Below are 11,893 nucleotides of genomic sequence, written 5' to 3'. Positions count from 1 at the left end.
CGGCGACGGTGCTGCCCGGGCCGCCCGCCCGGCGCCGCCCGCGGGGGCCGGTCCCGGCGGGCGGCGTGCCCGCCCGGTGCCGCCGCGGGCGCCGGGCCCCGGCCCCCGGTGCGGCGCCGGGGAGGCGGCGTACCGGGGCGGGGCGGGCGCGCCGCGGCCGGCGCGCTCATCGGTCCCTCACTGGGCGGCGGTTCCGCCCTCGACCTCGTAGGGGAAGGAGTCCGTGATGCCGATCCGGTCGTACTCCATCCGCGAGGGGTCGAAGTCGTCCTGCCAGCTGCCGTTCTCGACGGTGTTGCAGTCGTAGCTCTGGTACTCCTGGTCGGTGACCTCGCCGACCTGGATGTCGGAGAAGCCGAACCCGCAGCCGCCGGCGTCCATGTGCACGCCGCGGGTGCCGCTGTCGGGCATCGAGTCGTCGGGGAGCACGTCGCCGATGACGATCTGGCGGGCGTAGTTGTCCACCGGGTAGGGCTCGGCGTTGTCCACGCCGTAGGTGTAGAACGCGCCCATGTCGCCGCTGTCGAGGCCGGCGTCCTGGATGTCGAGGTACTCGAAGACGTTGCCGTGGGCGTAGTTGTCCTCGGGGTCGGTCACCTCGGGCCGTACCTCCAGGGTGACGCCGTAGCGCGCGCTGTGCTCGATGTAGCTGTGGCTGACCTCGTTGTCGCCGGTGTTCATCAGCTCGACCCCGGAGGCGTCGCCGGGGACCAGCTCGCCGAAGTGGCTGATGTAGTTGTCGGTGAAGAGGTGCCCGAAGGAGGTGTTGCCCTCGCCGGGGTAGGGGCCCTCCACCTTGATGCCGTCGCCGCCGATGTTCTCCAGCAGGCTGTCCCTGACGGTCAGTCCCTCGTTGGCGAAGAGGGCGTAGACGGCGTGGTAGCCGGTGTCGGAGACGTGCAGCCGGGAGAAGGTGATGTCCTTGCTGTTGGTCACCGTGATCGCGCCGAACCGGTTGCGCGGCATCTCGATCTGCCGGTCGTACTCGGGGTATTCGTGCACCTCGCCGGAGTCGCCGCCGCTGATCCAGCCGGAGCGGTACCAGTCGACGAAGTCGGTGTACTGCAGGGCGAGTCCGTCGAAGGTGAGGTTCTGCACCCGGTGGTCCTCGCTGCTGCCCGCGACCCTGAGGAGGGTGTCGGTGACGGGGGCCATGATGTGGGCGTCCGCGATGTCGCCGCGCGGCTTGTAGTAGAGCTCGCCCGCGTCGTAGTCGAGGTAGTACTCGCCCGCCTGGTCGAGGAAGTCGAGGGAGTTCTGGAGGAAGTACCGCGAGCCGCTGCGGCTGTTCATCAGGGCGTAGCGGGTCCAGTACGTGAGGGTCATCTGGTTCTTGGCCGGGTTCCAGTCGTGGATCGGGACGGTGTCGGTGAACCAGCTCCAGCTGCCGCCCGACCAGACGACCACGGAGGCGTCGTCGAGGTCCCAGTCCGGGTCCCAGTCACCGGGGTTGCTGTAGAGCCACTGGTGCACGGCCTCCTTCTCCGGCTCGGAGAGCACGGAGAACAGGTAGGGCGCCCACTCGTCCTCGGTCTCCCGGTTGGGGTAGCGGGCGGTGGTGGCCCGCCGCCCGTCCTCGTAGAGGGTGTAGAAGGGGGCGTCGGGGTCGACCTGGGCGCGGTAGATGCCGTCCTGGTACTCCTCCCAGCCGGTGATCTCCCTGGCGCCCAGGATGCGGGCCTCGCCCGGGCCGTCGTAGCTGCGGTAGACGACCTGGTGCCCGTTCGTGCCCGAGTCGTCCTCGTCGAACTCCACGGCCTGGTCCACCTGGTAGTCGCCGGCGCGCAGGTTGACGACGATGTCGCAGCGCATGTTGCGGGTCAGGTTCTTGTCCCGGAGGTGGTCGCGGGCGTGCTCGATCGTCTGCCAGGGGTGGTCCTCGTCGCCGCGCGCGCGGTCGCTGCCGTCGGGGGCGACGAAGAACTCCTTGGCCGAGCAGCTCTCTGCCGCGCTGACCGTCTCTCCTGGCAGGGCGGCAGCGGCGGCCATCAGCACCGCCGCTCCTGCGGCCGGCGCCACGAGGGAGGGGCGCGGTCTGCGGAATGTGCGCAACGTTCGGCTCTCCTTGGGGTGTTTCCTGCGGTTCTCGCCCGGGGTGCCGGGGGGTTCACGGCCGGTCCCGGGGTGGTGTCCTGGTCTGGTCCCTGCGCCGGCGGGGTGCTCAGGCGGTGCCCGCGCGCCGCAGGCGCTCGTACTCGGCGCGGGTCCGCTCGGTCAGCGGGTAGTAGTCGGCGAGTGCTCCCCCCTCCTCGATCCGGGAGCGGCTGAAGCGCTCCCACTCCTCGTGCTCGCGCGCGGCGGCGATGACCTCCTCCGCGCGGGCCCGCGGCACGACCACCGGCCCGTCGTCGTCCGCCACCAGCAGGTCGCCCGGCAGGACGAGGACGCCGCCGCAGGCCACCGGCACGTCGTAGGCCCAGGGGAAGAGCTCCGCCTGGGAGGCGTAGTGCGGGGTCGCGCCGGTGGACCAGACGGGCAGGCCGGTCTCCCGCACCCGGGGGGAGTCGCGCACGCAGCCGTCCACGACGATCCCGGCGCCCCCCTTGCGCTGGAAGTAGCGCACGAGCATGTCGCCGAAGCAGCCGGTGTGCGGGCTGCCGAAGGCCTGGACGACCAGCACGTCGCCCGGCTCGACGGCCTCAAGGACCGCCCACAGCGCGGTGTGCCGTTCGACGTGCTCGTGGCCGAGCCCGGAGGCCACGTCCTCGCGCTGCGGCATGAACTGCAGGGTGCGGACGCGGCCGGCGATCTTCTGCCCCGGCGTCAGCGGGCGCGGCCCGGAGACGAAGGTGCGGCGGATGCCCTGGGCGTGCAGTTTGGCGCAGGCCGTGGCCGACGAGACGCCGGACAGCCGCCTGACGAGTTCCTCGGCGACCGCGGCCGGCGCCCGGCCGCGTACCGGCAGGTCCCACACCCGCTCCGTCTCCACTGGCGAATCTCCTCACGTGCTGCGCTTCTCGGTTCCCTGGCGGGCCGGTCGGGCCCGCGCCTCACGAGCCGGGCCGGCCCGGGCGGTGGTGGGCGGCGCGGTAGGCCCGCGGGGTCAGGTGCAGTTCCAGGCGGATGCGGCGGCCCGGCGGCAGCTCGACCTCCAGCCCGGGGCCGCCGACGGCCATCTCGCGGGTGCCGGTGGCCGGGGCGGGGGCGGTGCAGGCGCGCGGGTCGCCCGGGTAGCCGGGCTCGGCCAGGTCGGCGCGCACGGTGTCGATGCGGTGCTCGCCGAAGCCGCCGGCCCGCAGCAGGACGCGGCGGGTGCCGGTCAGGCCGGTGTGCACCAGCTGCACGCAGACGCGTTCCGCCGCCGCCTCCTCGACGAGGGCGGCGACGCCGGGCGGCAGCCCGGGCCGGCCGCGCAGGGTGTCCTCCCAGGCCAGGCGCAGCGGCAGCAGCCCGCCGTTGTAGAGGACCTGGGGGGTGCCGCAGGTCAGCTGGAGGAGCGCCTCGGTGAGCACCGGGTTGTGGCGCTGCCAGTGGTGGATGTCCAGCCGGCCCGGCTCGGTGCGGTCGGCGGCGATGAGCGCCATGCGCCGTTCCACCTGGGCGAGGGCGGCCCCGAGCGCGGCGGTGGGGTAGTCCGGGTTCTCGCCGCGCAGGTACATCAGCCAGGGGGCCTCGTGGCCCGCCTCCTCCTTGTTGCGGAAGCCGCGGACGGTGCGCCAGTCGTAGCCGCAGGACTGGCGCAGCCACTCCAGCCGTGCGGCGTCCTGCGCGGCGCCGCCCGCCTGCCACAGCCACACGGGCAGGCCCAGCTGGGGAGGCTGGTAGTCGAACCAGCCGCCGTCGGCGTACCGGTTGGGGACGAGCAGGATGCGGCGGGCGACGTCCTCGCCGAGTTCGGCCTCCCAGCGGTCGCGGATGCTCATCTCGGTGCGGACGACGGAGCCGGTGGCGGCGTGGGCGGCCACCAGGTCCAGGGGGGCGCGGCCGAGGCCGAGGCCGGCGGTGGTGCCGGTCAGCAGCACGCTGTTGACGGCGGCGACGGCGGCCGCGTTGCCCACGCTGTAGATGCCGTGCGGCCAGGTCCAGCCGTAGCTGCCGCCGTACCAGCGACCGCCGTGCAGCTCGCCGACGAGCCCGGAGGGGCCGACGTTGTCCGGCAGGATGCCGCCGCAGTCCTCGGTGCGCCGCCACCAGGCCGCGAGGTAGTCCAGCGCCCAGGAGCGGAAGCGGTCGTCGTGGTCGTAGAGCCAGGCGTTGGTGGCGAGGCTGGTGGCCGCCAGGTTGACGGCCACGTCGCCGCGGCCGAGCCGCTCGCCCATGGCGGCGCCCATCCGGGCGGCCTTGCCGGGGTCCCCGAGGTCCGCCCAGCAGGTGATGCCGGGCAGATCCCGCAGCGGCAGGCCGTAGGGGCGCATCGAGGTGAGGTGGGCTCCGTAGGAGGACCACTCCTCGTTGACGCCGTAGCGCGGGCCCCGGGCGCCGTTGTGCGGGGCGCGGATGGTCCGGGTCTCCCGGTCGTAGTTCCCCGCGGGCGAGGAGGGCAGGTACAGCTCGGCGAAGCGGCGGGCGCGCTCGCGGAACTCCGCGTCGCCCGGGTCGGCGGCGCAGATCCCGTAGAACAGGAGCAGGGACTCGCCCATGTGGAACCAGTCGTAGCCGCGCTCGAACTCGTCCACCACGTGGCCGGTGGCGGTCAGCTGGGCGGTGACCCCGCGCCAGTGGTGCTTGGCGGCCTCCAGGAGGTCGTCGGCGCCGCCGAGCCGGTAGAGGGTGGGCCAGTTGAAGAACGCCTCGTAGAAGTCGTCGGCCCCGTCGCGGCTCTCCATCGGGCCCTCGTGGCGCAGCCGGCCGTCGGGCTCGCAGTAGCGCCGGGCGAAGGCCCGCCAGGCCTCGTCGAGCGCGTCGAAGAGCCGGCGCTCCAGCAGGGCCCACAGGGGCGGGACGCCGACCGGGACGGTGGCGGTGATCCGCGGCGGGCGCGGGTCACCGGCGGTGCCCGGCCGCGGTGCGGCGGCCGGCGCGCGGTCCGTCCTGGCGTGGCGCATCGGTTCCTCCCTGGCAGCCGGGGACACGTCGGGGCACCTGCGGTGAGCAGGTTTTAGTGGGTCAGCAATCGAGCAAAATCCAGCGACGAAGTATTGATAAGTTCACCTCAAAGCCACGTCAACCGGCATGACAGAACGAAAAAACAATGACAGGGGTGTTGCCGGGCCCCGGATTCGAGTCATAAATTCCTTCCCTCGTGGAGATGCCTGAGCACATGACCGCAGCCGAGCTGCCGAGGTTTCCGCAGCTGACCGAGGAGGACCGCGCCACCCTGCGCGAGTGGTCCTCGCGCCCGCCCGAGTCCCTGCGCATGCGCAGCCGCATCGTGCTCGCCTGCGCCGGGGGGCTGGGCAACGCGGAGATCGCCCGGCGGCTCCAGGTGAGCCCGGCCACCGTCGCCAAGTGGCGCGAGCGCTTCCTCAGCCGGGGCCTCACCGGGCTGGTGGACGCCCCGCGCTCCGGCCGCCCGCGCAGCGCGAGCAGGCAGGACGCCGAGCGGTACATCGCCGCGGTGCTGGAGCGGACCCGCGAGGGCGATCCCGTGCCCACCACGCGCGAACTGTCGCGGGCGCTGGGCCTGTCCCAGTCGACGGTGGCCCGCATCTGGCAGGAGCAGCAGCGCGAGCGGCAGCGGACGGCACCGGCCCGCGCCGCCGGGCCCCAGGCGGGCGCGGCGGGCGCGGCGGCCCCCGAGGGCGGCCGCCTGCTCGCGCCGCCCCCGGCGGGCGAACTGCTCTCGGACCAGGTCTACGGGCTGCTGCGCGGCTGGATTCTGGAAGGCGAACTGCTGCCGGGCCGGCGCCTGGTCGAGGCCGACGTCGCCCGCCGGGCCGGCACCAGCCAGGCCCCGGCCCGCGAGGCGATCAAGCGGCTGACCCACGAGGGCCTGGTCACCTCGCAGTCGCGCCGCGGCACCTACGTCGCGGAGATCTCCGAGCGGCAGGCCGCGGAGATCCGCGACATCCGCGTCATGTTCGAGGAGTACGCGGCCCGCAGGACGAGCGGCCGCCTGGCCGAGGAGGACGCGCAGCGCCTCGCGGTGGACGTCGCGCGGCTGCGCCGGGCCGCGGACGAGGGCGACATCGGCGCCTTCCGCGACGCCGACATGGCCTTCCACCGGCACGTCTGCGAGGCCGCGGGCAACGCCGCGCTGACCCGCCTGTGGCGCATGATCGAGTCCAGCCTGTGGGGGCTGCACGTGCTGGGCAACCCCCGGTACAACGGCGACTGGCGCGCCATGGCGGAATACCACGCGGAGCTGCTGGCCGTGCTGCGCGACGGCGACCCCGGCACCGCGGGCCCCATGTTCGCCGCGCACGCCGCGGGCGAGGCCACCCGCTACCACCGCGAGCACCCCGGCCCGGCCGGGCGGCAGGAGGGCTGAGACCGCCCCGCGCCCCGGCCCCGCGACCCGCTCCCCCGCACCACCCGCACCACCGCCCGCACCCGCACCCGCTCCCCCGAGGAGGACGTTCCCATGAGCACCCCCGCCCGCAGACAGGTCCTGCGGCTCGGCGCGCTGGCCGGCGCCGCGCTGCCCCTGGCCGCAGCCGCCGGCCGGGCCGCGGCGGCCACGCCGCGCTTCCCCGACGCCTGGTTCCCGATCACCGACTACGGCGCGGCGGGCGACGGCGTCACCGACTGCACCGAGGCCATCCGCGCCGCCGTGGCGGCATGCCACCGGGCGGGCGGCGGGCACGTCCTGGTGCCCGCGGGCCGCTGGGCGACCGGCGCGATCCACCTGCTGAGCGGGGTGGACCTGCACGTCGCCGAGGGCGCCACGGTCCTCTTCAGCACGGACCCCGCCGCCTACCTGCCGGTCGTCCTCACCCGCTGGCAGGGCGTGGAGGCGTACAACTACTCGCCGCTGATCTACGCCTACCGCCAGCGCGACATCGCGGTCACCGGCCGCGGCGTCCTGGACGCCCAGAGCGACACCGCGCACTGGTGGCCGTGGAAGGGCTCGGGCCAGTACGGCTGGGAGCAGGGCATGCCGCGCGAGCTGGAGGACTGGCAGGCCCTGGAGCGCTTCGGCGAGGAGGGCGTCCCGGTGGCGGAGCGGGTCTTCGGCGCGGGCCACTACCTGCGCCCGAGCTTCCTGCAGCCGCACTCCTGCCGCAACGTCCTCATCGAGGGCGTCACGCTGCGCAACTCGCCCTTCTGGAACATCCATCCGGTGCTCAGCAGGGACATCACCGTCCGCGACGTCACCATCGACTGCCAGGGCCCCAACAGCGACGGCTGCGACCCCGACTCCTGCCGGAACGTCACCCTCAGCCGCGTCACCTTCGCCACGCACGACGACTGCATCGCCATCAAGTCCGGCCGGGACCGGGACGGCCGGCGGGTGGGGGTGCCCTCGCGCGACATCCTCGTCGAGGACTGCGTCTACCTCAGCGGGGGCGCCGCGGTGGCGATCGGCAGCGAGATGAGCGGCGGCGTCTCCCACGTCACCGCCAGGCGGCTGCGCATCCCGCTCGACCCCACCCTGGACGAGGCGTCCGTCGCCCATGTGCTCAACGTCAAGTCCACGCCGACCAGGGGCGGTTACGTGCGCGACGTCACCGTGACCGACGTGACGGCGCCCGGCTGGACGTACGTGCCCTTCGAGGTGACCTTCCAGTACGCAGGCGGCACCGGGGGCGAGGACATCCCCGAGGTGTCGCGGCTGACCGCAGAACGCTGGTCGGTGACCGGCCCCTGCGAGTACCCGGTGCGGGTGCGGGCCCTGGCCGAGGAGCCGGTGCGCGACGTGCGGCTGTCCCACCTGGCCTTCGCACAGGCCGCGCAGGACCTCCTGCTGCAGTCGGTCACCGGCCTCGGCGTGCACGACGTGGTGGTGAACGGCCAGCCGCGCTGAGGGCATGCCCCTCCCCCGCCCCGGGCCGGGCCGGGCCGGCCCGGGGCGGTGCCGCCGCGCCGGGTTACGGCAGGTGCCCGCAGGCGACATCGAGGTCCCAGAGGATCACCGAGAGCGCGAAGGGGCTGATCGCGTGCTCGCCGTGGGTGGCGTCCTCGAGCAGCTCCCAGTGGCCGTTGCCGATCACCTCGATGCGCTGGCGCACCACCGCCTCGTAGGAGCGGTGGCCGACGCCGTTGAAGCAGCAGGCGTCGAAGCGGTTGAGTATCTGCATCTGCCGCCGGTTCTCCCCCACCGCGGCCAGGGCGTACAGGTCGGGGAAGTCGCAGATGCCGTAGAACGCCGGGTGCCTGTCCTTGCGCTGCTCCCAGTCACCGGTCGTGGGGCTGGGCTTGGGCGGGGCGGAGCGCAGGAAGAAGGGCAGCGAGCCCGCGGCCGGGTAGCTGCGGGTCACCCGGGGGTCGAGGGCCGGGTACACGGTGGTGGTCCAGCCGCCGCCGGAGAGGCCGATCATCTGCACCGAGGGCGGCCGGTAGGTGCGCTGCACGTGGTTCATCGCCACCGCGGGCGGCTCCAGGAAGAAGCGCAGGGTGGAGAACTCGGCGGTCTCCCACGGGACGAGGTCGTTGTGCGACTCGACGGTGACCGTGCGGGAGGGGTCGGCGGGGTCCTGGAGTTCCTTCGGGTTCCAGTGGTAGAGGGGCATGGCGAAGAGCAGCACGCCGTAGCCCGCGTCGAGCAGCGCCTGCGCGGTGCGCTGCATGGTGCCGAACTCCTCGCCGTGCCCGTTGTGGTAGAAGGCGAAGCGCCCGTGGTCGCTGCGCCGCGGCAGCAGCAGGAAGACGATCGAGCGCAGGCCGTACGGCAGGGAGACGGTGAGCCTGTCGATCCTCCGCACGCCCTCGAAGGCGGGCAACTCCGGCGCCTCGACGCCGCGTTCGACCTCGGGCAGGGCCTCGGGCAGGCGCCCGCCGGCCGACTTCCACGCCTCCTGGACCAGGGCGGCCCGCAGCGGGGCCACGTCCTCCTCGGCGTGCACCGTCATCAGTTCCTCGACGTCCACGCCGACGACCTCCTGCGGGAGGGTCTTGTAGGCGGGGTCGTGGGCGGCGGCCACCTCCGCGTTGACCGGGCCGACCGGCCGGGGCGCCGGGGCCGCCCCCGGGGCGGCGCCCGCGGCCCCGGCGCGCGTGCCCTCGGCGTGCGCCGCGGGGGTCATGAGGGTGGCGGCTCCGGTGGCGGCTGCGGCCGTGCCGAGCGTGCCGAGGAGCCTTCTGCGAGACACCGGGGACATAGGCGATCACCTACCGTGTTCTGGGTTGTCGGGTTCTTCGGGCCGCCTCGCGGCGCCGGGGGTGGCCCGGTGGCCGGCCGGGGTGGCATGCCGGAGGGGGGCCGGGTTCAGCGCCGCGGGTCCCAGCCGTCGAGCAGCGTCGCCGGGTTGCTCCACCTGGCGGCCTCGGCCCCGGTCAGCTGGCGGGAACAGGCCAGGCGCCCGGTGACGTCGAGCGGCTGCCCGGCCAGGTCGGTGCTGCCGTACTCCCAGAAGCGGAGTTGGCCGGCGTCCGAGCAGTCGCCGTCGGAGATGCCCCAGCCCACGGGGGCGATGTGCGCGTCCATGGCCGAGTCGATGAAGACCAGCTGGCTGCCGGGGAAGCGGGCGGTCTCCACCCGGCCGAGCAGGACCGAGCCGTCCGGCACCGAGTCGGCGCGGGTGAGGCGGGTGTTGACGAAGACGTGGCCCGCCTCGCCCACGTCGTTGCGCACCTGGTTGACGTAGCCGATGTCGAGGGACTTCAGCTCGGAGTTCTGGACGAAGACGCCGCCGTCGCCCCACACGAAGTCCACGTCGCCCTCGACGTAGCTGTCGGTCATGAAGGTGCGGCCCTGGAGCCGCAGGCTGTCCTGGTGGCTGAGCACCCTGACCCGCTCCAGCACGATCCGGTCGCCGTTGCCGCGGAACGCCTCGGCCTGGGAGCCGCCGTCCGGCGTGGTGTTGTGCACGGTGACGTCCGTCAGCCGGAAGTCGTCGGCGTCCACGCCGAAGGTCGCGCGCCAGCAGTTGAAGCGGTCGGGCTGCGGCAGCACCCGGCGCGGGCAGTAGCTCTGCCTGGCGGGCACGTCGGACATGGCGTAGTCCCCGTTGAGGACGCTGTTGTTGGCGTAGGAGATCACCGTGTCGTCCGCCCCCTGGCCGCGGACGGTCAGGTGCGGCTTGGACTGCGGCACGTAGACGATCTCGTGGTAGGTGCCGGGCGCCACGTCGATGGTGACCCGGTGCCTGTTGTTCTCGGGGACGAAGTCGACGGCGCCCTGCACGGTGCAGAAGTCCGCGCCGCCCGCCTGGTCGACGGAGAGCTCCGAGGCGCCCCGCCGGGGGGCCGGCCGGGTGCGGAACCGCCAGGTCTCCTTGTCGGTGATGCCCTCCTGGCCGGCGAAGAAGCCCTCGTCCACCGTGACGTAGTACTCCCGGTCCGGGTCGAGGACGTAGTGGAGGTACACCGAGGCGGTGTTCCCCTCGATCACCACCGGCTCGTAGAACCAGCGGTGGACCTCGCCGTAGTCCGTCAGCGCCCCGCCGATGCTGCGCTGGTAGGTGCCGGGGTCGGCGAGGTCGACGATGTCGACCAGGGTCCCGTCGTCGGCCTGGTGCACCTGCAGCTGGCCCGCGCTGCCGAGCTCCACGGGCCGGTCGAAGGTCAGCCGCAGCGGGGTGTCGGCGCAGACGGCCTCCGCCACGCCGAGCGGGGCGAGGACCGGCGCGGAGCGGGGCTCGGCCGAGTCGGCGGCCGCGGTCTGGGAGACGGCCGGGACCAGGGCCATCGCCACCGCGGCGAGGGCCAGGAGCGGACGGAACGGACGCATGGGGCAGGCTCCTTCGGTCGGGGTGCGGGAGCGTGAGCGCGGCGGACCCCGCGTGCGCTGGTAGCATGCAGGTGTCATTCCGGTGGCATACCAGGGCGATGGAAGCACAACTCGGCCATGCTGGCCACCCCTTGGGCACGCACTTTCACGACCCCGCCGCGCCGCCCCCTCCCCGCCCCCGCGCTTCCCCGCCGGCCGGCCGCCCCTCCCCCGGCCGGCCCCGCGCCGCCCCGGGCCTCCGTGGTGCGCCGGGCGTCCGCGGTGCGCCGCCGGCCGGCGCCCCTCCCCAGCCGCCCCGACGAAGGAGCTGCCCATGACCGCACTGCCGGCGGCCGGCGAACCGGCCGCCGCCCGCACCCTGTTCCTCGTCGGCGACTCGACCGCGGCGGTCAAGCCGCGGTCGGCCGCACCCGCGGCGGGCTGGGGGATGGCCCTGCCGTTCTTCTGCGCCCCCGGCGTCGCGGTGGACAACCACGCCTTCGACAGCCGCAGTTCGCGCAGCTTCCTGGCCGAGGGCAGGCTGGAGCCGGTGCTCGGGGCCCTCGCCCCCGGCGACCTGCTGCTGATCCAGTTCGGCCACAACGACCAGAAGGCCGAGGACCCCGCGCGCTTCACCGAGCCCTTCGGGTCCTACCGGCGGCACCTGCTGCGCTACGTGCGCGCCGCGCGCGAGCGCGGGGGGCGCCCGGTGCTGCTCACCCCGGTGGAGCGGCGCAGTTTCGGCGCCTCGGGGCGGGCCCTGCCCACCCACGGGGAGTATCCGGCGGCCGTGCGGGACCTGGCCGCGGCGGAGCGGGTGCCGCTGCTCGACGTGCAGGCCCAGACCCTCGCGCTGTGGCAACGGCTCGGCCCCGAGGGAACCCAGGACGCCTTCCTGTGGCTCGAACCCGGCGCCCACCCCAACCACCCGCAGGGCGCCAGGGACGACGTGCACCTGGGGCCGCGGGGCGCGGCCGAGGTGGCCCGCCTGGTGGCGCGGGGCCTGCGCGCGGCCGGGCTGCTGGCGGCGGCCGAGGTGTGCCGCCTGGACGAGGAGGTCCCCGACGGGTGGCTCACCTGGCCGGAACGCCGTCCCCACACCCGGGGTTCACGCTGAGCCGGTCCGCTGCCCGGGGGGGCGGCGTTGCCCCGGTCGCCGGGACCGGGGCGTGACCGTGCGCCGCGGCCGCCCGCGGTCCCGCG

At 74.3% G+C, this 11,893-nt stretch carries 8 protein-coding genes; 3 read left to right on the top strand and 5 right to left on the bottom strand.

The genetic code is table 11. From position 1 onward, the window contains the following. Nucleotides 1–177: 177 nt before the first annotated feature. From D7294_RS07395 to D7294_RS07385, 3 genes are all read right to left on the bottom strand, one after another. Entirely contained in the window at nucleotides 178–1,989 is a 1,812-nt protein-coding gene (locus D7294_RS07395) for a right-handed parallel beta-helix repeat-containing protein (protein ID WP_120677126.1), read from the bottom strand. Nucleotides 1,990–2,161: 172 nt separating this feature from the next. Continuing rightward, nucleotides 2,162–2,929 carry an RraA family protein gene (locus D7294_RS07390; protein WP_120676789.1) on the bottom strand — a complete coding sequence of 256 codons (768 nt, stop codon included), beginning with the start codon at nucleotides 2,927–2,929 and terminating at the stop codon, nucleotides 2,162–2,164. A gap of 61 nt (nucleotides 2,930–2,990) precedes the next feature. Beyond that, nucleotides 2,991–4,985, bottom strand: coding sequence for a DUF8034 domain-containing protein (locus D7294_RS07385; RefSeq protein ID WP_120676787.1), 1,995 nt, complete (start codon nucleotides 4,983–4,985; stop codon nucleotides 2,991–2,993). A gap of 203 nt (nucleotides 4,986–5,188) precedes the next feature. On the opposite strand from D7294_RS07385, the gene D7294_RS07380 reads away from it, so the two are divergent. Next, a complete protein-coding gene (locus D7294_RS07380; protein ID WP_241562171.1) occupies nucleotides 5,189–6,370 on the top strand; it encodes a GntR family transcriptional regulator in 1,182 nt (393 codons plus the stop codon). A 93-nt stretch (nucleotides 6,371–6,463) separates the two neighbouring features. After that, a complete protein-coding gene (locus tag D7294_RS07375) occupies nucleotides 6,464–7,846 on the top strand; it encodes a glycoside hydrolase family 28 protein (protein WP_120676783.1) in 1,383 nt (460 codons plus the stop codon). A gap of 64 nt (nucleotides 7,847–7,910) precedes the next feature. On the opposite strand, the gene D7294_RS07370 is transcribed toward D7294_RS07375, so the two are convergent. Beyond that, entirely contained in the window at nucleotides 7,911–9,131 is a 1,221-nt protein-coding gene (locus D7294_RS07370; protein ID WP_206619475.1) for a hypothetical protein, read from the bottom strand. 116 nt (nucleotides 9,132–9,247) lie between these two features. Continuing rightward, the gene (locus tag D7294_RS07365; protein ID WP_158674579.1) at nucleotides 9,248–10,711 is read right to left on the bottom strand and encodes a pectinesterase family protein; all 1,464 of its coding nucleotides are present in this window, start codon (nucleotides 10,709–10,711) and stop codon (nucleotides 9,248–9,250) included. A gap of 313 nt (nucleotides 10,712–11,024) precedes the next feature. Here D7294_RS07365 and D7294_RS33660 point away from each other — a divergent pair, with 313 nt between their 5' ends. Further along, complete coding sequence (locus tag D7294_RS33660) at nucleotides 11,025–11,807, top strand: rhamnogalacturonan acetylesterase (RefSeq protein WP_120676777.1); 783 nt, start codon at nucleotides 11,025–11,027, stop codon at nucleotides 11,805–11,807. Nucleotides 11,808–11,893 lie beyond the last annotated feature (86 nt).

It is taken from the genome of Streptomyces hoynatensis (assembly GCF_003626535.1).
Classification (GTDB): domain Bacteria; phylum Actinomycetota; class Actinomycetes; order Streptomycetales; family Streptomycetaceae; genus Streptomyces; species Streptomyces hoynatensis.
This window is presented reverse-complemented; position numbering and strand designations above follow the sequence as displayed.

Coding starts and splice junctions, on each gene's coding strand:
- D7294_RS33660 (WP_120676777.1), top strand. CDS start 11,025: ATGACCGCACTGCCGGCGGCCGGCGAACCGGCCGCCGCCCGCACCCTG.
- D7294_RS07365 (WP_158674579.1), bottom strand. CDS start 10,711: ATGCGTCCGTTCCGTCCGCTCCTGGCCCTCGCCGCGGTGGCGATGGCC.
- D7294_RS07380 (WP_241562171.1), top strand. CDS start 5,189: ATGCCTGAGCACATGACCGCAGCCGAGCTGCCGAGGTTTCCGCAGCTG.
- D7294_RS07385 (WP_120676787.1), bottom strand. CDS start 4,985: ATGCGCCACGCCAGGACGGACCGCGCGCCGGCCGCCGCACCGCGGCCG.
- D7294_RS07395 (WP_120677126.1), bottom strand. CDS start 1,989: ATGGCCGCCGCTGCCGCCCTGCCAGGAGAGACGGTCAGCGCGGCAGAG.
- D7294_RS07375 (WP_120676783.1), top strand. CDS start 6,464: ATGAGCACCCCCGCCCGCAGACAGGTCCTGCGGCTCGGCGCGCTGGCC.